Source organism: Streptomyces sp. NPDC101237, assembly GCF_044767465.1.
Taxonomy (GTDB): Bacteria; Actinomycetota; Actinomycetes; order Streptomycetales; family Streptomycetaceae; genus Streptomyces; species Streptomyces gramineus.
The window spans coordinates 105,746-131,647 of record NZ_JBIWNY010000021.1 but is presented as its reverse complement, the minus strand read 5'-3'; the positions used below and the strand labels follow the sequence as shown (position 1 = coordinate 131,647).

The following is a 25,902-nucleotide window of genomic DNA, read 5'->3' as shown; positions in this document are numbered from 1 at the left end:
GATGGGCGTCGGCAAGTCCACGGTCGGCGGGCTGCTCGCCCGGCGGCTCGGCATCGGCTACCGGGACACCGACGAGGACATCGTCGCCGCCGAGGGCCGCGAGATCGCCGACATCTTCGTCGCCGACGGCGAGGCGGCCTTCCGGGAGATCGAGAAGCGCGCGGTACGGGAGGCGCTGGCCGAACACGAGGGCGTCCTCGCGCTCGGCGGCGGCGCGATCCTCGACGCGGACACGCGCGCGCTGCTCGCCGGCGGGCGGGTGGTCTACCTCTCCATGGACGTCGAGGAGGCCGTCAAGCGCACCGGCCTCAACGTGGCCCGGCCGCTGCTCGCCGTCAACCCGCGCAAGCAGTGGCGGGAGCTGATGGAGGCGCGGCGGCACCTGTACGAGGAGGTCGCCTCGGCCGTCGTCGCGACCGACGGCCGCACCCCCGAAGAGGTCACCCAAGCAGCGCTGGACGCACTGGAGTTGAAGGAAGCATGAGCGAGGCAGTCACCCGGATCCAGGTCGGCGGCACGGCGGGCACCGAGCCGTACGAGGTCCTGGTGGGCCGTCAGCTGCTCGGAGAACTGGGCGGATTGATCGGCGAGCGGGTCAAGCGGGTCGCGGTGATCCATCCCGAGGCGCTCGCCGAGACCGGCGACGCGCTCCGCGCCGACCTGGCCGGCCAGGGCTTCGAGGCCATCGCCATCCAGGTGCCCAACGCCGAGGAGGCCAAGACCGCCGAGGTCGCCGCCTACTGCTGGAAGGCGCTCGGCCAGTCCGGCTTCACCCGCTCCGACGTGATCGTCGGCGTGGGCGGCGGCGCGACCACGGACCTCGCCGGTTTCGTGGCCGCCACCTGGCTGCGGGGCGTGCGCTGGATCGCCGTCCCGACCACCGTCCTGGCCATGGTGGACGCGGCGGTCGGCGGCAAGACCGGCATCAACACCGCCGAGGGCAAGAACCTGGTCGGCGCCTTCCACCCGCCGGCCGGCGTGCTCTGCGACCTGGCCGCCCTCGACTCCCTCCCGGTCAACGACTACGTGTCCGGGCTCGCCGAGGTCATCAAGGCCGGCTTCATCGCCGACCCGGCGATCCTGGAGCTCATCGAGTCCGACCCCGAGGCCGCGCGCACCCCGGCCGGCCCGCACACGGCCGAGCTGATCGAGCGCTCCATCCGGGTCAAGGCCGAGGTCGTCTCCTCCGACCTCAGGGAGTCGGGGCTGCGCGAGATCCTCAACTACGGCCACACCCTCGGCCACGCCATCGAGAAGAACGAGCGCTACAAGTGGCGGCACGGCGCCGCGGTCGCCGTCGGCATGCACTTCGCCGCCGAGCTGGGCCGGCTGGCCGGACGCCTGGACGACGCGACGGCGGACCGCCACCGCACGGTCCTGGAGTCGGTGGGCCTCCCGCTGCACTACCGCTACGACCAGTGGCCCAAGCTGGTCGAGACGATGAAGGTCGACAAGAAGTCCCGCGGGGACCTGCTGCGTTTCATCGTCCTGGACGGCCTCGCCAAGCCCACCGTCCTGGAGGGGCCGGACCCGGCCGTGCTGCTCGCCGCCTACGGCGAGGTCGGGCAGTAGGTCCGCACCTGATCCCTTCGCCCGATTCGCCTCCCGGCACGGGCACTTCGTACCGCCTCCGGCCGTTTCACCAAACGACGACCGGGGGCGGTACCGTTCGGTAACGAGCGCAGCCGAACATGACGAGACGGAGTGGCACCGGATGCAGCACGCAGTGGGATCTCCGCTGCCGCCGCCCCATCAGCCGGGGCAGCAACCGGCCGGCTGGCCGCCGGCCGCACAGCACCCGGGAGCGCCGCAGGGCCCCGCGCCCGCGCCTGCCCCCGTCCCGCCGCCGCCGGGCACGCCCCCGCCGGTTCCCCCACCGCCGCTGCCCACGGCTCCGCCGCCCGCCGACGCCACGGGCCATGTCCCGCTGCCGCCGGGCGCCCCGGTGGGCATCCCCGCGGCACCCCCGGCCGCGGCCACCGCGCCCGACCCGACCGGGACCACCCTGGCCGTCCTGCTCATCGGCCCGGCCGGCGCGGGCAAGACCAGCGTGGCCAAGTACTGGGCCGACCACCGCAGGGTCCCCACCGCCCACATCAGCCTCGACGACGTCCGCGAATGGGTCCGCTCCGGCTTCGCCGACCCCCAGTCCGGCTGGAACGACAACTCCGAGGCCCAGTACCGCCTGGCCCGCCGCACCTGCGGCTTCGCCGCGCGCAACTTCCTGGCCAACGGCATCTCCTGCATCCTCGACGACGCGGTCTTCCCCGACCGCCCGGTCGTCGGCCTCGGCGGCTGGAAGCGCCATGTCGGCCCCGGCCTGCTCCCGGTCGTCCTGCTCCCCGGACTCGACGTCGTCCTGGAGCGCAACGCCGAACGCTCGGGCAACCGCCGCCTCACCGACGAGGAGGTGGCCCGTATCCACGGGCGCATGGCGGGCTGGTACGGCTCGGGCCTGCCGATCATCGACAACTCCCAGCTGGACGTGCCGAGCACCGCCCGCGTGCTGGACGAGGTGCTGGCACGGGCGATAGCGAGCCCGCCGAACTGGTGACAGCGGCCGTCCCGCGGCTCCCGGGTTCCGACAGCCGCGGGACGGGGCGAGGCGTCCGCCCGGTCCGCGCCCGCCGGAAGCCGGGGGAGGACCCCGCCGCCACCCCACTCGGCCCTCTCCAACCGGCGGACATCGCCCGCGACTCCTACGCTCGACTCATGTCAGAGGTGTACGCCACCCGCCGAGCCCGCCTACGGGACCGCTGCCAAGCCAGCGGCAGCGCCTCCGCCCTCGTCTCGCGTCCCGCCAACGTGAGGTACCTCGCCGGCGCCGCTCCCGCCGGCTCCGTCCTGCTGCTCGGCAGACGCGAGGACCTGCTCGTCAGCCCGGGTCCGCAGGACGACCGCTCCCAGGGGGTCCGTCCCGACGACTCCCTGCGCCAGCACCTTCTCGAGGGACCCGGCGGCGACCCCGCCGTCGCCGCCGCCGACCTCGCCGCCGCCCAGGACGCCGACGTCCTCGCCGTCGAGGAGCACCACCTCACGGTGACCCGGCACCGCGCCCTGTCCTCGGTGGCGCCCCGCCTGCGCCTCACCGACCTGAGCAGCGCCGTCGAGCAGCTGAGGGTCGTGAAGGACGAGGAGGAGATCGCCTGCCTCCGGATCGGCGCCGAGATCGCCGACCAGGCCCTCGGCGAGCTGCTGGAGTCGATCCTCGTCGGCCGCACCGAACGCCACCTGGCGCTGGAGCTGGAGCGCCGCCTGGTCGACCACGGCGCCGACGGCCCGGCCTTCCGCACCTCCGTGGCGACCGGCCCCCACGCGGGCCGCCGCGGCCACCGTCCCACCGACCGGCGGGTGGAGGAGGGCGACTTCCTCTCCGTCTGCCTCGGAGCCGCCTACCACGGCTACCGGTGCGAGATCGGCCGGACGTTCGTCATCGGGACCTCTCCCGCCGACTGGCAGATCGAGCTCTACGACCTCGTCTTCGCCGCTCAGCGGGCCGGCCGGGAAGGTCTCGTACCCGGGGCCGCCTACCGTGACGTGGACCGCGCGGCCCGCCAGGTGCTGCGCTCCGCGGGCTACGCCGAGGGGCTGGAGCCCGGCATGGGACACGGGGTGGGACTCGAAATCGACGAGGACCCGCAGCTCGCCCCGTCGTCCATGGGTAAACTGGACGCTTGCGTGCCGGTCACCGTCGAACCGGGGGTCCACCTCCCGGGCCGGGGCGGTGTCCGGATCGATGACACGCTCGTCGTACGCCCTGAGGCGGACGGCGGACCCGAGCTACTCACCATCACGACCAAGGAGCTGCTCGCGCTGTAGCGCGTGACCCGGGGTCGTACGTCAGTCCAGGAGATTCCGCAACCGTGGCTTCCACGAACGACCTCAAGAACGGCCTGGTGCTCAAGCTCGAAGGCGGCCAGCTCTGGTCCGTCGTCGAGTTCCAGCACGTCAAGCCCGGCAAGGGCCCGGCCTTCGTGCGCACCAAGCTGAAGAACGTGCTGTCCGGCAAGGTGGTCGACAAGACCTTCAACGCCGGCGTCAAGGTCGAGACGGCCACTGTCGACAAGAGCGACATGCAGTTCTCGTACATGGACGGCGAGTACTTCGTCTTCATGGACATGGAGACCTACGACCAGCTGCACATCGACCGGAAGACCGTCGGCGACGCCGCGAACTTCCTGATCGAGGGCTTCGAGGCCACCGTCGCCCGCCACGAGGGCGAGGTGCTCTTCGTCGAGCTGCCGGCCGCCGTCGAGCTGGTCATCCAGGAGACCGAGCCGGGCGTCCAGGGCGACCGCTCCACCGGCGGCACCAAGCCGGCGACCCTGGAGACCGGTCACCAGATCCAGGTCCCGCTCTTCATCACCACCGGGGAGAAGATCAAGGTCGACACCCGTACGAGCGACTACCTCGGCCGGGTGAACAGCTAACCGTGGCTGCCCGCAACACGGCCCGCAAGCGCGCCTTCCAGATCCTCTTCGAGGGCGACCAGCGCGGAGCCGACGTGCTGACCGTTCTCGCCGACTGGATCCGGCTCTCCCGGGAGGACACCCGGCAGCCGCCGGTGAGCGAGTACACGATGCAGCTGGTCGAGGGCTACGCCGAGCAGGTGCGGCGGATCGACGAGCTGATCGCCCAGTACGCGGTCGGCTGGACGCTCGACCGGATGCCGGTCGTCGACCGGAACATCCTGCGCCTCGGGGCGTACGAGCTGATCTGGGTCGACGAGACCCCGGACGCGGTCGTCCTCGACGAGATGGTGCAGCTGGCGAAGGAGTTCTCGACGGACGAGTCGCCGTCGTTCGTGAACGGACTGCTGGGACGGCTGAAGGAGCTGAAGCCGTCGCTGCGCCGGGAGGCGTGAGCCGACACCATGCCGGAGGGCCCGCAGCGCGCCTGCTGCGGGCCCTCCGGCATGCGTGTGCCCAGTGGGGCCGGTGATGCGCCGGGAGGGCGCCAGCGGGGCTCCTGCGGCCTGTCCGCGCCCCCTCTCGCGCCCCCACGGGCTCTCCCGCGCCCCCAGGGGCTTCTCTCCCGCCCCAGGAGGTCCCGCGGTCGCCCGCCCCGCGCGCCCTGAAGGCGGAAAAGCCGCCGGGGCGACCGGAACCATCGAGTTCCGGCCGCCCCGGCGGCACGTTTCTGCTCAAGCGCTGCGGGGTCAGGCGTCCTCGTGGGTGGCGACCGCGCGGCGCGCGTCCGCGTCCAGGACGCCCCAGCTGATCAGCTGCTCGGTCAGGACCGAGGGGGACTGGTCGTAGATGACGGCGAGCGTGCGCAGGTCGTCCTGGCGGATCGACAGCACCTTGCCGTTGTAGTCGCCGCGCTGGGACTGGATCGTCGCCGCGTAGCGCTGGAGCGGGCCCGCCTTCTCGGCCGGCACGGTGGCCAGCCGCTCCAGGTCCAGGACCAGCTTCGGCGGGGGCTCGGCGGCACCGCCGGGGGTCGTGCCCGGAAGCAGCTCCTGCACCGGCACCCCGTAGAAATCCGCCAATTCGGCAAGGCGCTGCACGGTCACGGCACGGTCGCCGCGCTCGTACGAACCGACCACCACGGCCTTCCAGCGACCCTGGGACTTCTCCTCGACACCGTGGAGGGAAAGGCCCTGCTGGGTGCGGATGGCCCGGAGCTTGGCCCCGAGCTGTTTGGCGTATTCGCTGGACATATAGCTCCCCGGACACTGTGTCGACGCGGCCGGCCTTGGGTTCCCGCCGCGCGGCTGGTAACTCACTGTGAGGTTACGCAGCGTTACTCTCTCGCGTCAAGCCGAATGGTCCGCACCGACTCTTCCATGGTCGCGGGGGCCGATTGGGCCAAGGGGGTGACGAGAGGCCCGTACGGCACCTGATACGGTGGATGGCGCAAATCCGACGTCCTTTAAGGTCCGTCCCGTGAGGCGGAGAAGGAGGTCCGTTTCGTATGGACAAGCAGGTCAAGCCTGAGCTTCAGGCATCCGACGCCCGGCCCGTTCTCGAAGGGCCCGACATCGCGCGGGTGATCACCCGCATCGCCCACGAGATCGTCGAGCGCGCCAAGGGCGCCGACGACGTGGTGCTCCTCGGCATCCCGACCCGCGGTGTCTTCCTCGCCCGGCGGCTCGCCGCCAAGCTGGAGGAGATCACCGACCGCAAGGTGCCCGTCGGTTCGCTCGACATCACCATGTACCGCGACGACCTGCGCATGCATCCGCCGCGTGCGCTGGCCCGCACCGAGATCCCCGGTGACGGCATCGACGGCAGACTGGTCGTCCTCGTCGACGACGTGCTGTTCTCCGGCCGCACCATCCGCGCCGCCCTGGACGGCCTGAACGACATCGGGCGCCCGCGCGCGGTCCAGCTCGCGGTCCTCGTCGACCGCGGCCACCGTGAACTGCCCATCCGCGCCGACTACGTCGGCAAGAACCTCCCCACGTCGCTGCGGGAGACGGTCAAGGTCCTGCTCGCCGAGGAGGACGGTCGCGACACCGTGCTGCTCGGTGCGAAGCCGGCCCAGTAGCGAGCCCGCGGACCCGCACCGCACCGGTGCGTCCACCCTCGCCCGTAATCTCCCGGTATGTGAACTTCCCTACGGAGCCTGACAGATGCAGCGTCATCTCATCTCGGCCGCCGACCTCACCCGCGACGACGCCGTCCTGATCCTCGACACCGCCGAGGAGATGGCCCGGGTCGCCGACCGGCCGATCAAGAAGCTGCCGACCCTGCGCGGCCGCACCGTGGTCAACCTCTTCTTCGAGGACTCGACCCGGACCCGGATCTCCTTCGAGGCCGCCGAGAAGCGGCTGTCCGCGGACGTCATCAACTTCACCGCCAAGGGGTCGAGCGTCTCCAAGGGCGAGTCCCTGAAGGACACCGCCCAGACCCTGGAGGCGATGGGCGTCGACGCCGTCGTCATCCGGCACGGCGCCTCCGGCGCCCCCTACCGCCTCGCCAACTCCGGCTGGATCGACGCCGCCGTGATCAACGCGGGCGACGGCACGCACCAGCACCCCACCCAGGCCCTCCTGGACGCCTTCACCATGCGCCGCCGGCTCGTCGGCCGGGACGCCGGGATAGGGCAGGACCTGGCCGGCCGGCGCATCACGATCGTCGGCGACGTCCTGCACAGCAGGGTCGCCCGCTCCAACGTCGACCTGCTGCACACCCTCGGCGCCGAGGTCACCCTGGTCGCCCCGCCCACCCTGGTGCCGGTCGGCGTCGGGAACTGGCCCTGCGAGGTGTCGTACGACCTCGACGCCGTCCTGCCCAAGTCCGACGCGGTGATGATGCTGCGCGTCCAGCGCGAGCGCATGAACGCCGCGTTCTTCCCCACCGAGCGCGAGTACTCGCGGCGGTACGGCCTGAACGGCGAGCGCATGGCGCGGATGCCCGAGCACGCCATCGTGATGCACCCCGGCCCGATGGTCCGCGGCATGGAGATCACCGCCGAGGTCGCCGACTCCGACCGCTGCACCGTGGTCGAGCAGGTCGCAAACGGAGTCTCCATCCGGATGGCCGTTCTCTACCTCCTGCTCGGCGGCAACGAGCCCGCCGTCAGCCCCGCCCGCACCACCGAGGAGAAGTAACACCCATGAGCAAGATCCTGATCCGTGGTGCGAAGGTGCTCGGCGGTGACCCGCAGGACGTCCTGATCGACGGCGAGACCGTCGAGGCGGTGGGCGACGGGCTGTCCGCCGAGGGCGCCGAGGTCGTGGAGGCCGCGGGCAAGGTGCTGCTGCCGGGCCTGGTCGACCTGCACACCCACCTGCGCGAGCCCGGCCGCGAGGACTCCGAGACCGTCCTGACCGGCACCCGCGCGGCGGCGAGCGGCGGCTACACGGCCGTGTTCGCCATGGCCAACACCTTCCCGGTCGCGGACACCGCCGGCGTGGTCGAGCAGGTCTACCGGCTCGGCCGGGAGCACGGCTACTGCGACGTCCAGCCCATCGGCGCCGTCACCGTCGGCCTGGAGGGCAGGAAGCTCGCCGAACTCGGGGCCATGCACGAGTCGGCCGCGGGCGTCACCGTCTTCTCCGACGACGGCAAGTGCGTCGACGACGCCGTGATCATGCGCCGGGCCCTGGAGTACGTGAAGGCGTTCGGCGGAGTCGTCGCCCAGCACGCGCAGGAGCCGCGGCTGACCGAGGGCGCCCAGATGAACGAGGGCGTCGTCTCCGCGGAGCTGGGACTCGGCGGCTGGCCGGCCGTCGCCGAGGAGTCGGTCATCGCACGGGACGTCCTGCTCGCCGAGCACGTCGGCTCCCGCGTCCACATCTGCCACCTCTCGACCGCCGGCTCGGTGGAGATCGTGCGCTGGGCCAAGTCCCGCGGCATCGACGTCACCGCCGAGGTCACCCCCCACCACCTGCTCCTCACCGACGAACTGGTGCGGTCCTACAACCCGGTCTACAAGGTCAACCCGCCGCTGCGCACCGAACGCGACGTCCTGGCCCTGCGCGAGGCGCTCGCCGACGGCACCATCGACATCGTGGCCACCGACCACGCCCCGCACCCGCACGAGGACAAGGACTGCGAGTGGGCCGCGGCCGCCATGGGCATGGTGGGCCTGGAGACCGCGCTGTCGGTGGTCCAGGAGACCATGGTGGACACCGGCCTGCTGACCTGGGCCGGCGTCGCCGACCGCATGTCCTTCAAGCCCGCCGTCATCGGGCAGGCCGCCGGTCACGGCCGTCCCGTCTCGGCTGGTGAGCCCGCCAACCTCGTCCTCGTCGACACGGAATACCGTGGCCGGGTGGACCCCGCGGGCTTCGCCTCGCGCAGCCGCAACACTCCCTACGAGGGACGCGAGCTGCCGGGCCGTGTCACCCACACGTGGCTGCGGGGCAAGGCGACGCTCGTGGACGGGAAGCTGACGTGACACCTCTGATCCTGCTGGCCGACGACAAGAAGTCGGCCGCGGTCACCGACTGGTCCGCCCGCATCGGCTGGCTGGTCGGCCTCGCCCTGTTCGTCGCGCTCGTCTACTGGCTGATGCGCGAGGGCTGGAAATGGCGCGGCACCCTCCAGGGCGACCTGCCGGAGCTGCCCACCGCGCCGGACGACCCGGGCCCGGCGAGACTGACGATGAGCGGCCGCTACCACGGCTCCACCACCGCGGGGCAGTGGCTGGACCGCATCGTGGCCCGCGGCCTCGGCTCCCGCAGCCGGGCCGAGCTCACCCTGACCGACGCGGGCCTGGACGTCGTACGCCCCGGGGCGGACGACTTCTTCATCCCCGCCGCCGCGCTGCGCGAGGCCCTGCTCGGCAAGGGCATCGCGGGCAAGGTCCTCACCGAGGGCGGACTGCTCGTGGTGACCTGGCAGCACGGCGACCGGCTGATCGACTCCGGATTCCGCTCGGACCACGCGGCCGAGCACACCGAATGGGTCGACGCCATCAACTCCATGATCAAGACACCCAGCACGGAAGGCGCCGAACGATGACGACCTCCACCAGGGGAGCCGGCCAGGCTCCCGCCGTACTCGTCCTGGAGGACGGCCGCATCTTCCGCGGCCGCGCCTACGGGGCCGTGGGGGAGACCTTCGGCGAGGCCGTGTTCTCCACCGGTATGACCGGCTACCAGGAGACCCTCACCGACCCCTCCTACGACCGCCAGATCGTGGTGGCCACCGCCCCGCAGATCGGCAACACCGGCTGGAACGACGAGGACGACGAGTCCGGCCGCATCTGGGTCTCCGGCTACGTCGTGCGCGACCCCGCGCGCGTGCCGTCCAACTGGCGCGCCAGCCGCTCCCTGGACGACGAGCTGGTCGCCCAGGGCGTGGTCGGCATCTCCGGGATCGACACCCGCGCTCTCACCCGCCACCTGCGCGAACGCGGCTCGATGCGCTCCGGCATCTTCTCGGGCGAGGCGATCGCCGCCGACGCCGAACTGGTCGCGCGCGTGCAGGCCCAGCCGCACATGAAGGGCGCGAGCCTCTACGAGGAGGTCGCGACCAAGGAGGCGTACGTCGTCCCCGCGGTCGGCGAGAAGCGGTTCACCGTCGCCGCCGTCGACCTCGGCATCAAGGGCATGACCCCGCAGCGGATGGCCGAGCGCGGCATCGAGGTGCACGTGCTGCCGGCGACCGCCACCGAGGAGGACGTGTACGCGCTCTCCCCGGACGGCGTGTTCTTCTCCAACGGCCCCGGCGACCCGGCCACGGCCGAGGGACCGGTGGCCCTGATGACCGCCGTCCTCGCGCGCAGGACCCCGCTGTTCGGCATCTGCTTCGGCAACCAGATCCTCGGCCGCGCGCTCGGCTTCGGCACCTACAAGCTGAAGTACGGCCACCGGGGCATCAACCAGCCGGTCCAGGACCGTACGACCGGCAAGGTCGAGGTCACCGCGCACAACCACGGCTTCGCCGTGGACGCTCCGCTCGACCAGGTCAGCGAGACGAAGTTCGGCCGCGCCGAGGTCTCGCACGTGTGCCTGAACGACGACGTCGTGGAGGGGCTGCAACTGCTCGACCAGCCGGCCTTCTCCGTCCAGTACCACCCCGAAGCGGCAGCCGGCCCGCACGACGCCGCCTACCTGTTCGACCGCTTCGTTTCTCTGATGGAGGGCCAGCGTGCCTAAGCGCACCGATATCCAGTCCGTCCTGGTCATCGGCTCCGGCCCGATCGTCATCGGCCAGGCCGCGGAGTTCGACTACTCCGGCACCCAGGCCTGCCGCGTGCTGCGCGCCGAGGGCCTGCGGGTCATCCTCGTCAACTCCAACCCGGCGACGATCATGACCGACCCGGAGATCGCCGACGCCACGTACGTCGAGCCGATCACGCCCGAGTTCGTCGAGAAGATCATCGCCAAGGAGCGCCCCGACGCCCTGCTGCCCACCCTGGGCGGCCAGACGGCCCTGAACACCGCCATCTCGCTCGACAAGAACGGCGTCCTCGCCAAGTACGGCGTCGAGCTGATCGGCGCCAACGTCGAGGCCATCAACAAGGGCGAGGACCGCGACCTGTTCAAGGAGGTCGTGGAGGAGGTCCGCCGCAAGATCGGGTACGGCGAGTCCGCCCGCTCGGTCATCTGCCACACCATGGACGAGGTCATCGCGGGCGTCGAGGAACTCGGCGGCGGCTACCCCGTCGTGGTGCGGCCCTCCTTCACCATGGGCGGCGCCGGCTCCGGCTTCGCCCACGACGAGGAGGAGCTGCGCCGCATCGCCGGCCAGGGCCTGACCCTCTCGCCGACCACCGAGGTGCTCCTGGAGGAGTCCATCCTCGGCTGGAAGGAGTACGAGCTGGAGCTGATGCGCGACAAGAACGACAACGTCGTGGTCGTCTGCTCCATCGAGAACTTCGACCCCATGGGCGTCCACACCGGCGACTCGATCACCGTCGCCCCCTCCATGACGCTCACCGACCGCGAGTACCAGATCCTGCGGGACATCGGCATCGCCGTGATCCGCGAGGTCGGCGTGGACACCGGCGGCTGCAACATCCAGTTCGCGGTGAACCCCGAGGACGGCCGGGTCATCGTCATCGAGATGAACCCGCGGGTCTCGCGGTCCTCCGCGCTCGCCTCCAAGGCGACCGGCTTCCCGATCGCCAAGATCGCCGCCAAGCTCGCCGTCGGCTACACCCTCGACGAGATCCCCAACGACATCACGCAGGAGACCCCGGCCTCCTTCGAGCCGACGCTCGACTACGTGGTCGTCAAGGCCCCGCGGTTCGCGTTCGAGAAGTTCCCGCAGGCCGACTCCACGCTGACCACGACCATGAAGTCGGTCGGCGAGGCGATGGCGATCGGCCGCAACTTCCCCGAGGCCTTCCAGAAGGCGCTGCGCTCGCTGGAGAAGAAGGGCAGCCAGTTCACGTTCGTCGGCGAGCCCGGCGACAAGGAGACCCTGCTGCGCGAGGCGGTGCGGCCCACCGACGGCCGGATCAACGCCGTCATGCAGGCCATCCGCGCCGGTGCCACGCCCGAGGAGGTCTTCGCGTACACGAAGATCGACCCGTGGTTCGTGGACCAGCTGTTCCTGATCAAGGAGATCGCCGACGAGCTGGCGGCCGCCGCCGAACTCACCCCCGTCCTGCTCGCCGAGGCCAAGCGGCACGGCTTCTCCGACCAGCAGATCGGCGAGATCCGCGGCCTGCGCGAGGACGTCGTCCGCGAGGTCAGGCACGCGCTCGGCGTCCGCCCGGTCTACAAGACGGTCGACACCTGCGCCGCCGAGTTCGCCGCGCGGACGCCGTACTTCTACTCCTCCTACGACGAGGAGACCGAGGTCGCGCCCCGCGAGAAGCCGGCCGTCATCATCCTCGGCTCCGGGCCCAACCGCATCGGCCAGGGCATCGAGTTCGACTACTCCTGCGTGCACGCCTCCTTCGCGCTGTCGGACGCCGGGTACGAGACCGTGATGGTCAACTGCAACCCGGAGACCGTCTCCACCGACTACGACACCTCCGACCGGCTGTACTTCGAGCCGCTCACCCTGGAGGACGTGCTGGAGATCGTGCACGCCGAGCAGCAGGCCGGACCGGTCGCCGGCGTGGTGGTGCAGCTGGGCGGACAGACCCCGCTGGGCCTGGCGCAGGCGCTGAAGGACAACGGCGTGCCGATCGTCGGCACGTCCCCCGAGGCCATCCACGCGGCCGAGGACCGGGGCGCCTTCGGGCGGGTCCTCGCGGAGGCCGGCCTGCCGGCGCCCAAGCACGGCACCGCCACCACCTTCGCCGAGGCCAAGGCCATCGCCGACGAGATCGGCTACCCGGTGCTCGTGCGGCCGTCGTACGTCCTGGGCGGCCGGGGCATGGAGATCGTCTACGACGAGACCCGCCTCGCCTCCTACATCGCCGAGTCGACCGAGATCAGCCCGTCCCGGCCGGTCCTCGTCGACCGGTTCCTCGACGACGCGATCGAGATCGACGTCGACGCCCTCTACGACGGCGAGGAGCTCTACCTCGGCGGCGTCATGGAGCACATCGAGGAGGCCGGCATCCACTCCGGCGACTCGGCCTGCGCCCTGCCGCCGATCACCCTGGGCGGCTTCGACATCAAGCGCCTGCGGGCCTCGACGGAGGCCATCGCCAAGGGCGTCGGGGTCCGCGGCCTGATCAACATCCAGTTCGCGATGGCCGGGGACATCCTCTACGTCCTGGAGGCCAACCCGCGCGCGTCCCGCACCGTCCCCTTCACCTCCAAGGCGACCGCGGTGCCGCTGGCGAAGGCCGCGGCCCGGATCTCGCTCGGCGCGACCGTCGCCGAACTCCGTGCCGAGGGACTGCTGCCGGCTCACGGCGACGGCGGCGAGCTGCCCTTCGACGCGCCGATCTCCGTCAAGGAGGCCGTCATGCCGTGGTCGCGGTTCCGGGACATCCAGGGACGCGGTGTGGACACCGTGCTCGGCCCTGAGATGCGCTCCACGGGCGAGGTCATGGGCATCGACTCCGTCTTCGGCACGGCCTACGCCAAGTCGCAGGCCGGTGCCTACGGCCCGCTGCCGACCAAGGGGCGCGCCTTCATCTCGGTCGCCAACCGCGACAAGCGCTCGATGATCTTCCCGGCGCGCGAGCTGGTCGCCCACGGCTTCGAGCTGCTGGCCACCTCCGGCACGGCCGAGGTGCTCAAGCGCAACGGCATCAACGCGACGGTGGTCCGCAAGCAGTCCGACGGCATCGGGCCCGACGGAGAGCGCACGATCGTCCAGCTCATCCACGACGGCGAGGTCGACCTCATCGTCAACACCCCGTACGGCACGGGGGGTCGCCTGGACGGGTACGAGATCCGGACGGCCGCGGTCGCCCGCTCGGTGCCCTGCCTGACGACCGTTCAGGCGCTGGCGGCGGCCGTGCAGGGGATCGACGCGCTCAATCACGGCGGCGTCGGGGTGCGGTCGCTCCAGGAGCACGCGGAGACGTTGACGGCCGCGAGGGACTGACCGGCCGTCTGTCGGCTGCGGGCCGGTTGCGGCTGGTCGCGCAGTTCCCCGCGCCCCTGGGGGCGCGTTGCCCGTCTGTCGGCATGGGGGGCACCGTACGTCGGTGTCCCCCTTCGCGTGAGGACTTCATGTACAAGATCTTCTTCAACCTCGTTTTCAAGCGGATGGACGCGGAGCGGGCCCACCACCTCGCCTTCCGGTGGATCCGGTTCGCCGCCCGCGTCCCGGTGCTGCGCACCTTCGTGGCCGCCGCGCTCGCGCCCCGGTACAAGGAGCTGCGCACCGAGGCCTTCGGGCTGCGGATGCACGGGCCGTTCGGGCTCGCGGCCGGGTTCGACAAGAACGCCGTCGCGATCGACGGGATGTCGATGCTCGGCTTCGACCACGTCGAGATCGGCACCGTCACCGGCGAGGCGCAGCCCGGCAACCCGAAGAAGCGCCTGTTCCGGCTGGTGGCCGACCGGGCGCTGATCAACCGCATGGGCTTCAACAACGACGGCTCGCTCACCGTCGCCGCCCGCCTGGCCACCCGTGAGCCCGTCTTCAGGACCGTCGTCGGCGTCAACATCGGCAAGACCAAGGCCGTACCGGAGGCCGAGGCGGTCCGCGACTACGTGAAGTCCGCCGAGCGGCTCGCGCCGTACGCCGACTACCTGGTCGTGAACGTGTCCTCGCCGAACACGCCCGGCCTGCGCGACCTCCAGGCCGTCGACCACCTCCGTCCGCTCCTGACGGCGGTGCGCGAGGCGGCCGACCGGGTCGCGGCCAACCGCCGGGTGCCGCTGCTGGTGAAGATCGCGCCGGACCTCGCCGACGAGGACGTCGACGCCGTCGCGGACCTGGCCGTCGAGCTGGGACTCGACGGCATCATCGCGACCAACACCACCATCGCGCGCGAGGGCCTCGGGCTGCGCTCCGGCGCCGAGCTGGTGGGGGAGACCGGGGGACTCTCGGGGGCGCCGCTGAAGGCGCGGTCCCTGGAGGTGCTGCGGCGGCTGTACGCGCGCGTGGGCGAGGAGATCGTCCTGGTCGGGGTCGGCGGCGTGGAGAGCGCCGAGGACGCCTGGCAGCGCATCCTGGCCGGTGCCACGCTGGTCCAGGGCTACAGCGCCTTCGTCTACGAGGGGCCGTTCTGGTGCCGCGCCGTCCACAAGGGGCTGGCCGCCCGCCTGCGCACCAGCCCGTACGCCACGCTCGCCGACGCGGTCGGCGCCGATGTGAGGAAGACCGTATGAGCCCCTTGGAGCCCTTCGGCGCCCGGCTGCGCCGCGTCATGGACGAGCGCGGTCCGCTGTGCGTCGGCATCGACCCGCACGCCTCGCTGCTCTCCGCGTGGGGTCTGAACGACGACGTGGCGGGACTCGAACGGTTCAGCCGCACCGTCGTGGCGGCCGTGGCCGACCGGGTCGCGGTCATGAAGCCGCAGAGCGCGTTCTTCGAGCGGTTCGGCTCGCGCGGGGTGGCCGTCCTGGAGCGGGTGGTGCGGGAGGCACGGGACGCCGGGACGCTGGTCGTCATGGACGCCAAGCGGGGCGACATCGGCTCCACCATGGCCGGGTACGCGGAGGCCTTCCTCAGCAAGGACGCGCCGCTGTTCTCCGACGCCCTGACGGTCTCGCCGTACCTCGGCTACGGATCGCTCAGCCCGGCCGTCGCCCTGGCCAGGGAGAGCGGGGCCGGCCTCTTCGTGCTGGCGCTGACCTCGAACCCGGAGGGAGCGGAGGTGCAGCACGCGGTGCGCGGCGACGGCCGGACGGTCGGCGCGACCATGCTGGCCCACCTGGCCGCCGAGAACACCGGGGAGGAGCCGCTGGGCTCCTTCGGCGCCGTGGTCGGCGCCACGGTCGGCGACCTCTCGTCGTACGACCTCGACATCAACGGTCCGCTGCTCGCGCCGGGCGTCGGAGCGCAGGGCGCGACGGCGGCGGACCTTCCCGCGGTGTTCGGTGCGGCGGTGCGCAACGTAGTTCCAAACGTGAGCCGAGGTGTTTTGCGTCACGGTCCCGATGCCGGGGCCCTCAGGGCGGCCGCCGAGCGGTTCGCGGCCGAGATCAGGAACGTCGTCGCAGGTGGATGAGGACGGGGAGGAGGGGCTCGGCGAGCGCTCCGGTGTTTCGCCGAGCGTGAATACACCCTCAAATCCGGGGCAGTATGTCCGAAAAGTCTGGCCTCACGGAGGCTGACCAGGACTTTTCCGCTGTTCTCGCTGACTCCGGCGGACTTGCCCGCTAGTCTCCGAGCAGAGTCACGGGCAAGCGTGTTGCTCGTAGCTCCCCAGGTGTGGGGCGACTAGGTTCCTCACCGGTCCGTATCCGACAGATCGACATCCGAGGTGACGTAGGCGTGGCTCTTCCGCCCCTTACCCCTGAACAGCGCGCAGCCGCGCTCGAAAAGGCCGCCGCGGCTCGCCGGGAGCGGGCCGAGGTCAAGAATCGACTGAAGCACTCCGGCGCCTCTCTCCACGAGGTCATCAAGCAGGGCCAGGAAAACGACGTCATCGGCAAGATGAAGGTCTCCGCCCTGCTCGAGTCCCTCCCGGGCGTGGGCAAGGTCCGCGCCAAGCAGATCATGGAGCGACTCGGGATCTCCGAGAGCCGTCGGGTGCGTGGTCTCGGTTCCAACCAGATCGCGTCCCTTGAGCGCGAGTTCGGCAGCACCGGCTCCTGATCACCGGGCAGTCCGGGACGGACGTCCCGGGCAGTCCGCGATTGCTGGAATAATCGCTGCATGGCTGCAACATTCCGGGGGACGACCCCCGAGCCCCCGGACGTACGTCCGCGGCTGACCGTGCTCTCCGGCCCCTCCGGGGTCGGCAAGAGCACGGTCGTCGCCCATATGCGCAAGGAACACCCCGAGGTCTGGCTCTCGGTGTCCGCGACCACTCGTAAGCCCCGCCCCGGCGAGAAGCACGGAGTGCAGTACTTCTTCGTCTCCGACGAGGAGATGGACAAGCTCATCGCCAACGGCGAACTCCTGGAGTGGGCCGAATTCGCGGGCAACCGGTACGGCACCCCGCGCCAGGCGGTGCTGGAGCACCTGGAGTCCGGTGTGCCGGTGCTGCTGGAGATCGACCTCCAGGGCGCCCGCCAGGTCCGTGAGTCCATGCCGGACGGCCGGCTCGTGTTCCTGGCCCCGCCCTCCTGGGAGGAGCTGGTGCGCCGGCTCACCGGACGGGGCACCGAGCCGCCCGAGGTGATCGAACGCCGTCTGGCCGCGGCGAAGATCGAACTCGCCGCGGAGCCGGAGTTCGACGAGACGCTGGTCAACACCTCCGTCGAGGACGTGGCGCGAGAGCTGCTAGCCTTGATGGACGTTGTGTGATCGTCGCTGATCATTCAGACTGAATCTTTTCCATCCATCGGAAGGCAGAGCGTGTCCTCTTCCATCACCGCGCCCGAGGGCATCATCAACCCTCCGATCGACGAGCTCCTCGAGGCCACCGACTCGAAGTACAGCCTCGTGATCTACGCGGCCAAGCGTGCCCGCCAGATCAACGCGTACTACTCGCAGCTCGGCGAGGGTCTCCTGGAGTACGTCGGTCCGCTCGTCGACACCCACGTCCACGAGAAGCCGCTCTCCATCTCCCTGCGCGAGATCAACGCGGGTCTGCTGACCTCCGAGGCCATCGAGGGCCCGGCGCAGTAGTACCTTCGCATCGCGGTTGACTTATCCACAGGCCCGGCGGCCGACTGCCGGGCCTGTGGTGTGTGATGGAGTCGTACGCCGAAGGCGGCGTGCGGGAGCCGAGTGCGGGGAGTGACGTGGACAAGCCGAAGGTCGTCCTGGGGGTCAGCGGCGGGATCGCCGCCTACAAGGCCTGCGAGCTGCTGAGAAGGTTCTCCGAGTCGGGCCACGACGTCCGGGTCGTGCCCACCGCCTCCGCGCTGCACTTCGTCGGCGCCGCCACCTGGTCCGCGCTCTCCGGCCACCCCGTCTCCACCGAGGTGTGGGACGACGTCGAAGAGGTCCCGCACGTCCGGATCGGCCAGCACGCCGACCTGGTCGTGGTCGCCCCCGCCACCGCCGACCTGCTCGCCAAGGCGGCCCACGGCCTCGCCGACGACCTGCTGACCAACACCCTCCTCACGGCCCGCTGCCCGGTCGTGTTCGCGCCCGCGATGCACACCGAGATGTGGGAGCACCCGGCCACCCGGGAGAACGTGGCCACCCTGCACCGCCGCGGCGCCGTCGTGGTCGAACCGGCCGTCGGCCGGCTCACCGGCGTCGACACCGGCAAGGGCCGGCTGCCCGACCCGGCCGAGATCTTCGAGGTCTGCCGCCGCGTCCTCGCGCGCGGCGTGCGCGAGCCCGACCTGGCCGGCCGCCATGTCGTCGTCTCCGCCGGCGGTACCCGCGAGCCCCTCGACCCGGTCCGCTTCCTCGGCAACCGCTCCTCCGGCAAGCAGGGCTACGCCCTCGCCCGCACGGCCGCCGCGCGTGGCGCCCGGGTGACGCTGGTCGCCGCCAACACCACCGGCCTGCCCGACCCGGCCGGCGTGGACGTCGTCCCGGTCGGCACCGCCGTGCAGCTGCGGGAGGCCGTGCTGAAGGCGGCCGCCGACGCCGACGCCGTGGTCATGGCCGCCGCCGTCGCCGACTTCCGCCCCGCGGTCTACGCGACCGGGAAGATCAAGAAGAAGGACGGCCAGGAGCCCGAGCCGATCGCCCTGGTGCGGAATCCGGACATTCTCGCGGAGATCTCGGCCGATCGGGCGCGGCCCGGACAGGTGATCGTCGGCTTCGCCGCGGAGACCGACGACGTCCTCGCCAACGGCCGCGCGAAGTTGGCCCGCAAGGGCTGCGACCTGCTCGTGGTGAACGAGGTGGGCGAGCGCAAGACCTTCGGTTCCGAGGAGAACGAGGCCGTGGTGCTCGGCGCCGACGGCAGCGAGACACCGGTGCCGCACGGGCCCAAGGAGGCCCTGGCCGACATCGTGTGGGATCTGGCCGCGGCCCGATTGGGTTAACTTTTTCCGGCCGTCCGTCAACTTTCCCGCCCGCCACATTAGGGTGCGGGGGCTCTGTTCAACGCCGCCGCCCATTGGGCAGAATGCCCGTGCCGCAGGTCACAGCCCTTCCGAGTGTCGAGACAGGTGGGCCTGGGGCAGGGTACGACCGATAAACTGTTCTCGGACGATGCCGGGCGCAGCTCCCCGTGTCGTCCGCCAATGATCAGCCAGCAGCCGCTGCAACCCCAGGGAGCGTTGTGTCCCGTCGCCTGTTCACCTCGGAGTCCGTGACCGAGGGTCACCCCGACAAGATCGCTGACCAGATCAGCGACACCATTCTCGACGCGCTCCTGCGCGAGGACCCGACCTCCCGGGTCGCCGTCGAGACGCTGATCACGACCGGCCTGGTGCACGTGGCCGGCGAGGTCACGACCAAGACGTACGCGGACATCGCGACGCTGGTCCGCAACAAGATCCTCGACATCGGCTACGACTCGTCCAAGAAGGGCTTCGACGGCGCTTCCTGCGGCGTGTCGGTGTCGATCGGCGCGCAGTCGCCGGACATCGCGCAGGGCGTGGACACCGCCTACGAGAACCGGGTCGAGGGCGACGAGGACGAGCTCGACAAGCAGGGCGCCGGCGACCAGGGCCTGATGTTCGGCTACGCGACCGACGAGACGCCGACCCTGATGCCGCTGCCGATCTTCCTCGCGCACCGGCTGTCCAAGCGCCTGTCCGAGGTCCGCAAGAACGGCACCATCCCCTACCTGCGCCCCGACGGCAAGACGCAGGTCACCATCGAGTACGACGGCGACAAGGCCGTCCGCCTCGACACGGTCGTCGTCTCCAGCCAGCACGCCTCCGACATCGACCTGGAGTCGCTGCTCGCCCCCGACATCCGCGAGTTCGTCGTGGAGCCCGAGCTCAAGGCCCTGCTGGACGAGGGCATCAAGCTCGACACCGAGGGCTACCGCCTGCTGGTCAACCCGACCGGCCGCTTCGAGATCGGCGGCCCCATGGGCGACGCCGGCCTGACCGGCCGCAAGATCATCATCGACACCTACGGCGGTATGGCCCGGCACGGCGGCGGCGCCTTCTCCGGCAAGGACCCGTCCAAGGTCGACCGTTCCGCCGCCTACGCCATGCGCTGGGTCGCCAAGAACGTCGTCGCGGCCGGCCTGGCCTCCCGCTGCGAGGTCCAGGTGGCCTACGCGATCGGCAAGGCCGAGCCCGTCGGTCTGTTCGTGGAGACCTTCGGCACCGCGAAGGTCGACACCGAGAAGATCGAGAAGGCGATCGACGAGGTCTTCGACCTGCGTCCGGCCGCCATCATCCGGGACCTCGACCTGCTGCGCCCGATCTACGCGCAGACCGCGGCCTACGGCCACTTCGGCCGCGAGATCCCCGATTTCACCTGGGAGAAGACGGACCGCGTGGACGCCCTGCGCACGGCCGCCGGCCTCTGATCCGCACGCACGACGCGCGTCGGCTCCCGTGACCACCGGACGGTGGTCACGGGAGCCGACGCCGTTCGGGCCGGGACGCGGGACCGCGCCCGATGTCAGCGGCGTTTGGTAGGAATGCAGGTGTGAGCAGCGAGGACGAACACGGGGGCGGGGGCGCCGAAGGGGCGCCGCCTGAGCAGCTCGCGCTCATCCGGGAGAGCGTCCGGGAGGCCAAGGTACCGCGCGCCAAGCCGCGGACCTGGCGGGGCGCCACGCTCGCCGAGCGGCTGCCGGTGGCCCGGGTGCTCGTCGACAAGGGCGTGCTCCATCTCGACCGGTACTTCGACTACGCCGTCCCGGCCGAACTGGACGCCGACGCGCGGCCCGGAGTGCGGGTGCGGGTGCGGTTCGGGGCCGGCCGGCACCGGGTGCGGGACGGGCGCCGCGAGGGCGGCGGGCTCATCGACGGCTTCCTCGTGGAGCGGCTCGACGAGTCCGACTACGCGGGGCCGCTGGCCGCGCTGGCCCAGGTGGTCTCGCCCGAGCCGGTACTGAGCGCGGAACTGCTGCGGCTCGCCCGGGCCGTCGCCGACCGGTACGCGGGAAGCCTCGCCGACGTGCTGCAGCTGGCGGTGCCGCCGCGCAGCGCCCGGGCGGAGAAGCGGCCGTCCCCCGATCCGCTGCCGCCCCCGCCGCCGCCCGCCGCCGGATCCTGGACGCGCTACGAACACGGCGCCGCCTTCATCGAGGCGCTGGCCTCCGGCGGCACGCCCCGTGCGGTGTGGAACGCCCTGCCCGGGCCCGAGTGGAGCCGGGAGACCGCCCTGGCCGTCGCCGCCACGCTCTCCTCGGGACGCGGCGCGCTGGTCGTCGTACCGGACGGGCGGGCCGCGGCGCGGGTCGACGCGGCGCTGACCGAGGTGCTGGGCGAAGGACGGCACGCGCTGCTCACGGCCGACGCCGGGCCCGAGAAGCGGTACGCGCAGTGGCTCGCCGTCAGCCGCGGCGCGGTGCGGGCGGTGGTGGGGACGCGCGCCGCCATGTTCGCGCCGGTACAGGACCTCGGGCTGGTCGCGATCTGGGACGACGGGGACGACAGCCACAGCGAGCAGCACGCCCCGCAGCCGCACGCCAGGGACGTGCTGCTGCTGCGCGCCGCCCTGGACAAGTGCGGCTTCCTGCTGGGCGGTTGGAGCTGCACGGTGGAGGCCGCGCAACTCGTGGAGAACGGCTGGGCACGCCCCCTGGTGGCGGGCAGGGACCAGGTGCGGCGGGCCGCGCCGCTGGTGCGGACCGTCGGCGACGGCGACCTCGCGCGGGACGAGGCCGCCCGTGCGGCCCGGCTGCCGACCCTCGCCTGGCAGGCCGTGCGGGAGGGACTGCGGCACGGCCCGGTGCTGGTGCAGGTGCCCCGGCGGGGATACGTGCCGCGGATGGCCTGCGACCGGTGCCGGGCTCCGGCGCGCTGCCGGCACTGCGCCGGTCCCCTGGAGGCGCGGGACGCCGGAGCGCTGGCGTGCGGATGGTGCGGGCGCGCCGAGAGCGACTGGCACTGCCCCGAGTGCGGCGGCTTCCGGCTGCGCGCCCAGGTGGTCGGCGCCCGGCGGACCGCCGAGGAACTGGGCCGGGCCTTTCCCGCCGTGCCCGTACGGACCTCGGGGCGCGAGCAGGTGCTGGACACGGTCCCGGAGACGCCGGCGCTGGTCGTGAGCACACCGGGCGCCGAGCCGGTCGCCGAGGGCGGCTACGCGGCCGCCCTGCTGCTGGACGGCTGGGCGATGCTGGGACGGCCCGACCTGCGGGCCGGTGAGGACGCGCTGCGGCGGTGGATCGCCGCCGGGTCGCTGGTGCGGCCGCAGGACGCGGGCGGCACCGTGGTCGTCGTCGCGGAGCCGACGCTGCGGCCGGTGCAGGCCCTGGTGCGCTGGGACCCCGTCGGGCACGCGGTACGGGAGCTCGCCGAGCGGGCCGAGCTGGGTTTTCCGCCGGTGTCACGGATGGCGGCGGTGTCGGGTGCGCCGGAGGCGCTCGCCGAGTTCCTCGCGACGGCCGAACTGCCGCCGGACGCCGAGGTGCTGGGGCCGGTTCCGGTCCCCGTGGCGCGGGCCGGGGCACCTCGGCGGGCCGGGGCGCCGCCGCCTGGCGAGCACTGGGAGCGGGCGCTGGTGCGGGTGCCGCCGGGAAGCGGCGGAGCGCTGGCGGCCGCCCTGAAGGCGGCTCAGGCCGCGCGGATGGCACGGGGGAACGGCGAGGCCGTGCGCGTGCGGGTCGATCCGCCCGACATCGGGTAGCGGCGCGGACCGGTGGGGCGGCTGCCCTCCCGGAGACACGCCGGGAGGGCCGGGCGGGGCAGACGCCCCGAGGTCAGCCGTTGCGCGGGCCGGGAAAGGCCGTCGGCCTGACCTCGTCGCGCAGGGTCGGGCTGCCCGCGGTCGGCTGGGTCGGCATGGAGCGGGCGGCCGGGACCGTCGGGACCGAGGGCAGAGCCGGGCCCATGTCCAGGGTGCGGGTGCCGGACGGCTCGGTGGCGAGCTCCGTCTCGGCGGCCGGCGTCGACTGGGCCGCGGCGCGGCGCGCGCCGTATCGGCGGTGCACCGCCTGCTTGGTCACGCCGAGCGCGGAGCCCACCGCGTCCCACGAGAAGCCCAGCGAGCGGTCGAAGTCCACGGCGGCCGTGACCAGCGTCTCGACACTGTCCCGGAGCTCCTGGGCGAGGCGGACCGTCGGGGCGGGAGCGCGCCCGTAGACGACGAAGCCCGTGGAGGGGCCGGAGCGGCGCGGGCGGTAGACGTTGCCCAACTGGGCGGTGAGCGTGCGCAGTGCGTCCACCTGCCGGCGGACCCGCTCGATGTCCCGCACCAACAAGTGCAGGCTGGCCCGGGCCTGGGCGTCGTGGGTTGCGTGGTCGGCCATGAACAAGCCTCTCGAACCGGCGTTGAAAGGAATGGGCCGCGCAGGCGGCCCGTTGTGGTCAACTCTTCCTTGACCAACGCGTGGGCGCGCGGCTGGTCACGGTGTGGGGGCGTGAGGGCATATGCGTACGCCGTGTTCTTCCGCCCGCGCACCGCCCGTTCGGTCGGCGGGGGCCGCGCGGCCGGTGGGGTGTTCGCCGTCGGCGGTCCACGGTGCGCGGCATAGACTTGCGTGCTGCCCGTGTCCGTCGTGTCCGAGAGGCCCTCACTCGCCCATGAAGCTCGTCTTCGCCGGTACCCCCGAAGTCGCCGTCCCCGCTCTGGACGCCCTCATCGCCTCCGGGCGACACGAGGTGGCCGCCGTGGTCACGCGGCCCGACGCGCCGGCCGGGCGGGGCCGCAGGCTGATCGCCTCTCCGGTGGCCGAGCGGGCTGCGGAGGCGGGCATCGAGGTGCTGAAGCCGCTCAGGCCGCGCGATCCGGAGTTCCTGGAGCGGCTGCGGGAGATCGGCCCGGACTGCTGCCCGGTCGTGGCCTACGGCGCGCTGCTGCCCCGGGTCGCCCTCGACGTGCCGGCCCACGGGTGGGTCAACCTGCACTTCTCGCTGCTGCCCGCCTGGCGCGGGGCGGCTCCGGTGCAGCACTCCCTCATGGCGGGCGACGAGATCACGGGCGCGTCCACCTTCCTGATCGAGGAGGGCCTCGACTCCGGGCCCGTCTACGGGACCGTCACCGAGGAGGTCCGGCCCACCGACACCAGCGGCGACCTGCTGACGCGGCTCGCGTTCGCCGGGTCGGGGCTGCTCGCCGCCACCATGGACGGCATCGAGGACGGCACGCTCAAGGCCGTGCCGCAGCCCGCCGAGGGCGTCACCCTCGCTCCCAAGATCACCGTCGAGGACGCCAGGATCGACTGGTCGGCGCCGGCCCTGCGGGTCGACCGGGTGGTGCGCGGCTGCACTCCCGCGCCCGGCGCCTGGACCACCTTCCGCGGGGAGCGGCTCAAGCTGATCCAGGTCGCGCCGGTGCCCGAGCGGACCGATCTGGCGCCGGCCGAGATCGCCGTGGGCAAGAACAGCGCGCACGTGGGGACCGGGTCGTACGCCGTGGAGCTGCTGTGGGTGCAGGCCCAGGGCAAGAAGCCGATGCGGGCGGCGGACTGGGCGCGCGGCGTGCGCATCGGCGCCGGCGAGACCCTCGGCGACTGAGCCGTCCCTTCCCGGCCACGGCCTTCCGGTGCGCCCGGCGTACGCTGGAAGGCCGCACCTCTCCCATCTCCGGAGCACCTTTTTCGTGAGCCAGCAGTCCCGGGGGCCGCGTCGGCCCGCCAAGCCCTACCGCCGTCCCCAGAAGGACCCCGTCCGTCTCCTCGCCTTCGAGGCGCTGCGCGCCGTGGACGAGCGGGACGCCTACGCCAACCTCGTCCTGCCGCCGCTGCTGCGCAAGGCACGCGAGAAGGAGGGCCCCGACCGGTTCGACGGCAGGGACGCGGCCCTCGCGACCGAGCTGGTGTACGGGACGCTGCGCCGGCAGGGGACGTACGACGCGATCATCGCCGCGTGCGTGGACCGGCCGCTGCGCGAGGTCGACCCGCCGGTCCTCGACGTGCTGAGCCTCGGCGCGCACCAGCTGCTCGGCACCCGGATCCCGACGCACGCCGCCGTGTCCGCCTCCGTCGAGCTGGCCCGGGTGGTGCTGGGCGACGGGCGGGCCAAGTTCGTCAACGCCGTGCTGCGCAAGATCGCGCAGGACGACCTCGACGGCTGGCTCGCGAAGGTCGCGCCGCCCTACGACGAGGACCCCGAGGACCATCTCGCCGTGGTGCACTCGCACCCGCGGTGGGTCGTCTCCGCCCTGTGGGACTCGCTGGGCGGGGGCCGGGCCGGGATCGAGGACCTGCTGTCCGCCGACAACGAACGGCCCGAGGTGACGCTGGTGGCGCGGCCCGGCCGGGCCACGACCGCGGAACTGCTCGACGAGGAGGCGGCCGTGCCGGGCCGCTGGTCGCCGTACGCGGTGCGGCTCAGCGAGGGCGGCGAGCCCGGCGCCGTCGAGGCCGTACGGGAAGGGCGGGCCGGCGTGCAGGACGAGGGCAGCCAGCTGGTGGCCCTCGCGCTCGCCAACGCGCCGCTGGACGGCCCGGACGGCGCCTGGCTCGACGGCTGCGCCGGGCCCGGCGGCAAGGCCGCGCTGCTCGCGGCGCTCGCGGCGGAGCGCGGGGCCGTGCTCCTCGCCTCGGAGAAGCAGCCGCACCGGGCCGGCCTGGTGGCGAAGGCGCTGCACGGCAATCCGGGGCCGTACCAGGTCATCGCCGCCGACGGCACCCGGCCGCCGTGGCGTCCCGGCACCTTCGACCGGGTCCTGATGGATGTGCCCTGCACGGGTCTGGGCGCGCTCCGGCGCCGCCCGGAGGCGCGCTGGCGCCGCCGGCCCGAGGACCTGGACAACTTCGCCCCGCTGCAGCGCTCCCTGCTGCGCACGGCGATCGACTCGGTGCGGGTCGGCGGTGTCGTCGGGTACGCCACGTGCTCGCCGCATCTCGCCGAGACGCGGGCGGTGGTCCAGGACGTGCTGAAGCAGCGCCCGGAGACGGAGCTGCTGGACGCGCGCCCGCTGCTGCCGGGCGTCCCCGACCTCGGCGAGGGCCCGGACGTCCAGCTGTGGCCGCACCTGCACGGCACGGACGCGATGTACCTGGCGCTGATCCGCAGGACCGGTTGAGGGCGCCTGCCGGGAG

General features: G+C 72.3%; 24 protein-coding genes. 22 read left to right on the top strand and 2 right to left on the bottom strand.

Going from position 1 to position 25,902, the window contains the following annotated elements; all coding sequences use genetic code 11:
• Position 1: 1 nt before the first annotated feature.
• The 6 genes from ACIRQ9_RS28890 (at position 2) to nusB (ending at position 4,864) form a co-directional block, all read left to right on the top strand.
• Positions 2-484, top strand: coding sequence for a shikimate kinase (locus ACIRQ9_RS28890; protein WP_404179698.1), 483 nt, complete (start codon positions 2-4; stop codon positions 482-484).
• The gene (gene aroB / locus ACIRQ9_RS28885; RefSeq protein ID WP_404179637.1) at positions 481-1,572 is read left to right on the top strand and encodes a 3-dehydroquinate synthase; all 1,092 of its coding nucleotides are present in this window, start codon (positions 481-483) and stop codon (positions 1,570-1,572) included. Before ACIRQ9_RS28890 ends, aroB begins: the two co-directional genes overlap by 4 nt.
• A 142-nt stretch (positions 1,573-1,714) precedes the next feature.
• Positions 1,715-2,554, top strand: a complete 840-nt coding sequence (locus ACIRQ9_RS28880; protein WP_404179634.1) for a Pro-rich N-terminal domain-containing protein — start codon at positions 1,715-1,717, stop codon at positions 2,552-2,554.
• 158 nt (positions 2,555-2,712) lie between these two features.
• Positions 2,713-3,819, top strand: coding sequence for an aminopeptidase P family protein (locus ACIRQ9_RS28875; RefSeq protein ID WP_404179631.1), 1,107 nt, complete (start codon positions 2,713-2,715; stop codon positions 3,817-3,819).
• A gap of 44 nt (positions 3,820-3,863) precedes the next feature.
• Positions 3,864-4,430: an elongation factor P gene (efp, locus tag ACIRQ9_RS28870; RefSeq protein ID WP_351320118.1), complete on the top strand. Its 567-nt coding sequence runs from the start codon at positions 3,864-3,866 to the stop codon at positions 4,428-4,430.
• A 2-nt stretch (positions 4,431-4,432) separates the two neighbouring features.
• Positions 4,433-4,864: a transcription antitermination factor NusB gene (gene nusB / locus ACIRQ9_RS28865; RefSeq protein ID WP_404179627.1), complete on the top strand. Its 432-nt coding sequence runs from the start codon at positions 4,433-4,435 to the stop codon at positions 4,862-4,864.
• Between the two features lie 294 nt (positions 4,865-5,158).
• On the opposite strand, the gene bldD is transcribed toward nusB, so the two are convergent.
• Positions 5,159-5,662, bottom strand: a complete 504-nt coding sequence (bldD, locus tag ACIRQ9_RS28860) for a transcriptional regulator BldD (RefSeq protein ID WP_020938842.1) — start codon at positions 5,660-5,662, stop codon at positions 5,159-5,161.
• Positions 5,663-5,916: 254 nt separating this feature from the next.
• Here bldD and pyrR point away from each other — a divergent pair, with 254 nt between their 5' ends.
• The 14 genes from pyrR (at position 5,917) to ACIRQ9_RS28790 (ending at position 22,544) form a co-directional block, all read left to right on the top strand.
• Complete coding sequence (gene pyrR, locus ACIRQ9_RS28855; RefSeq protein ID WP_404179624.1) at positions 5,917-6,492, top strand: bifunctional pyr operon transcriptional regulator/uracil phosphoribosyltransferase PyrR; 576 nt, start codon at positions 5,917-5,919, stop codon at positions 6,490-6,492.
• A gap of 85 nt (positions 6,493-6,577) precedes the next feature.
• Positions 6,578-7,558 carry an aspartate carbamoyltransferase catalytic subunit gene (locus tag ACIRQ9_RS28850; RefSeq protein WP_404179621.1) on the top strand — a complete coding sequence of 327 codons (981 nt, stop codon included), beginning with the start codon at positions 6,578-6,580 and terminating at the stop codon, positions 7,556-7,558.
• A gap of 5 nt (positions 7,559-7,563) precedes the next feature.
• Positions 7,564-8,850, top strand: a complete 1,287-nt coding sequence (locus tag ACIRQ9_RS28845) for a dihydroorotase (protein ID WP_404179618.1) — start codon at positions 7,564-7,566, stop codon at positions 8,848-8,850.
• Positions 8,847-9,416 carry a hypothetical protein gene (locus tag ACIRQ9_RS28840; RefSeq protein ID WP_404179615.1) on the top strand — a complete coding sequence of 190 codons (570 nt, stop codon included), beginning with the start codon at positions 8,847-8,849 and terminating at the stop codon, positions 9,414-9,416. The genes ACIRQ9_RS28845 and ACIRQ9_RS28840 overlap by 4 nt, the downstream gene beginning before the upstream one ends.
• Positions 9,413-10,555 (top strand): glutamine-hydrolyzing carbamoyl-phosphate synthase small subunit, encoded by a 1,143-nt coding sequence (gene carA, locus ACIRQ9_RS28835; RefSeq protein ID WP_404179612.1) that lies wholly within the window; start codon positions 9,413-9,415, stop codon positions 10,553-10,555. The genes ACIRQ9_RS28840 and carA overlap by 4 nt, the downstream gene beginning before the upstream one ends.
• On the top strand, positions 10,548-13,859 hold the full coding sequence (gene carB, locus ACIRQ9_RS28830; protein ID WP_404179609.1) for a carbamoyl-phosphate synthase large subunit: 3,312 nt from the start codon (positions 10,548-10,550) through the stop codon (positions 13,857-13,859). Before carA ends, carB begins: the two co-directional genes overlap by 8 nt.
• Positions 13,860-13,987: 128 nt before the next feature.
• The gene (locus ACIRQ9_RS28825; RefSeq protein WP_404179606.1) at positions 13,988-15,094 is read left to right on the top strand and encodes a quinone-dependent dihydroorotate dehydrogenase; all 1,107 of its coding nucleotides are present in this window, start codon (positions 13,988-13,990) and stop codon (positions 15,092-15,094) included.
• Positions 15,091-15,936 carry an orotidine-5'-phosphate decarboxylase gene (pyrF, locus tag ACIRQ9_RS28820; RefSeq protein ID WP_404179603.1) on the top strand — a complete coding sequence of 282 codons (846 nt, stop codon included), beginning with the start codon at positions 15,091-15,093 and terminating at the stop codon, positions 15,934-15,936. Before ACIRQ9_RS28825 ends, pyrF begins: the two co-directional genes overlap by 4 nt.
• A gap of 266 nt (positions 15,937-16,202) precedes the next feature.
• Positions 16,203-16,526 carry an integration host factor gene (locus tag ACIRQ9_RS28815; protein ID WP_003977346.1) on the top strand — a complete coding sequence of 108 codons (324 nt, stop codon included), beginning with the start codon at positions 16,203-16,205 and terminating at the stop codon, positions 16,524-16,526.
• Between the two features lie 60 nt (positions 16,527-16,586).
• Complete coding sequence (gene gmk, locus ACIRQ9_RS28810) at positions 16,587-17,180, top strand: guanylate kinase (RefSeq protein WP_404179600.1); 594 nt, start codon at positions 16,587-16,589, stop codon at positions 17,178-17,180.
• Between the two features lie 51 nt (positions 17,181-17,231).
• Positions 17,232-17,504: a DNA-directed RNA polymerase subunit omega gene (rpoZ, locus tag ACIRQ9_RS28805; RefSeq protein WP_039649019.1), complete on the top strand. Its 273-nt coding sequence runs from the start codon at positions 17,232-17,234 to the stop codon at positions 17,502-17,504.
• Positions 17,505-17,620: 116 nt separating this feature from the next.
• Positions 17,621-18,826 (top strand): bifunctional phosphopantothenoylcysteine decarboxylase/phosphopantothenate--cysteine ligase CoaBC, encoded by a 1,206-nt coding sequence (gene coaBC / locus ACIRQ9_RS28800; RefSeq protein WP_404179597.1) that lies wholly within the window; start codon positions 17,621-17,623, stop codon positions 18,824-18,826.
• Positions 18,827-19,065: 239 nt separating this feature from the next.
• Entirely contained in the window at positions 19,066-20,274 is a 1,209-nt protein-coding gene (gene metK, locus ACIRQ9_RS28795; RefSeq protein ID WP_404179594.1) for a methionine adenosyltransferase, read from the top strand.
• A 122-nt stretch (positions 20,275-20,396) separates the two neighbouring features.
• Positions 20,397-22,544, top strand: a complete 2,148-nt coding sequence (locus tag ACIRQ9_RS28790) for a primosomal protein N' (RefSeq protein ID WP_404179591.1) — start codon at positions 20,397-20,399, stop codon at positions 22,542-22,544.
• Between the two features lie 73 nt (positions 22,545-22,617).
• On the opposite strand, the gene ACIRQ9_RS28785 is transcribed toward ACIRQ9_RS28790, so the two are convergent.
• Complete coding sequence (locus tag ACIRQ9_RS28785) at positions 22,618-23,166, bottom strand: hypothetical protein (RefSeq protein ID WP_404179588.1); 549 nt, start codon at positions 23,164-23,166, stop codon at positions 22,618-22,620.
• A gap of 274 nt (positions 23,167-23,440) precedes the next feature.
• Between ACIRQ9_RS28785 and fmt the strand changes: the two genes are divergently transcribed.
• Together fmt and ACIRQ9_RS28775 are read left to right on the top strand one after the other, a co-directional pair.
• Entirely contained in the window at positions 23,441-24,373 is a 933-nt protein-coding gene (fmt, locus tag ACIRQ9_RS28780; protein WP_404179585.1) for a methionyl-tRNA formyltransferase, read from the top strand.
• An 85-nt stretch (positions 24,374-24,458) separates the two neighbouring features.
• Positions 24,459-25,886 carry an RsmB/NOP family class I SAM-dependent RNA methyltransferase gene (locus ACIRQ9_RS28775; RefSeq protein WP_404179582.1) on the top strand — a complete coding sequence of 476 codons (1,428 nt, stop codon included), beginning with the start codon at positions 24,459-24,461 and terminating at the stop codon, positions 25,884-25,886.
• The last annotated feature ends 16 nt before the right edge of the window (positions 25,887-25,902 follow it).

Excerpts from the sequence above, each read along its gene's own strand:
- ACIRQ9_RS28875 (WP_404179631.1), top strand. The coding sequence starts at position 2,713 with ATGTCAGAGGTGTACGCCACCCGCCGAGCCCGCCTACGGGACCGCTGC.
- ACIRQ9_RS28890 (WP_404179698.1), top strand. The coding sequence starts at position 2 with ATGGGCGTCGGCAAGTCCACGGTCGGCGGGCTGCTCGCCCGGCGGCTC.
- ACIRQ9_RS28845 (WP_404179618.1), top strand. The coding sequence starts at position 7,564 with ATGAGCAAGATCCTGATCCGTGGTGCGAAGGTGCTCGGCGGTGACCCG.
- ACIRQ9_RS28880 (WP_404179634.1), top strand. The coding sequence starts at position 1,715 with ATGCAGCACGCAGTGGGATCTCCGCTGCCGCCGCCCCATCAGCCGGGG.
- ACIRQ9_RS28825 (WP_404179606.1), top strand. The coding sequence starts at position 13,988 with ATGTACAAGATCTTCTTCAACCTCGTTTTCAAGCGGATGGACGCGGAG.
- pyrF (WP_404179603.1), top strand. The coding sequence starts at position 15,091 with ATGAGCCCCTTGGAGCCCTTCGGCGCCCGGCTGCGCCGCGTCATGGAC.
- ACIRQ9_RS28850 (WP_404179621.1), top strand. The coding sequence starts at position 6,578 with ATGCAGCGTCATCTCATCTCGGCCGCCGACCTCACCCGCGACGACGCC.
- bldD (WP_020938842.1), bottom strand. The coding sequence starts at position 5,662 with ATGTCCAGCGAATACGCCAAACAGCTCGGGGCCAAGCTCCGGGCCATC.
- gmk (WP_404179600.1), top strand. The coding sequence starts at position 16,587 with ATGGCTGCAACATTCCGGGGGACGACCCCCGAGCCCCCGGACGTACGT.
- fmt (WP_404179585.1), top strand. The coding sequence starts at position 23,441 with ATGAAGCTCGTCTTCGCCGGTACCCCCGAAGTCGCCGTCCCCGCTCTG.
- pyrR (WP_404179624.1), top strand. The coding sequence starts at position 5,917 with ATGGACAAGCAGGTCAAGCCTGAGCTTCAGGCATCCGACGCCCGGCCC.
- carA (WP_404179612.1), top strand. The coding sequence starts at position 9,413 with ATGACGACCTCCACCAGGGGAGCCGGCCAGGCTCCCGCCGTACTCGTC.
- aroB (WP_404179637.1), top strand. The coding sequence starts at position 481 with ATGAGCGAGGCAGTCACCCGGATCCAGGTCGGCGGCACGGCGGGCACC.
- ACIRQ9_RS28785 (WP_404179588.1), bottom strand. The coding sequence starts at position 23,166 with ATGGCCGACCACGCAACCCACGACGCCCAGGCCCGGGCCAGCCTGCAC.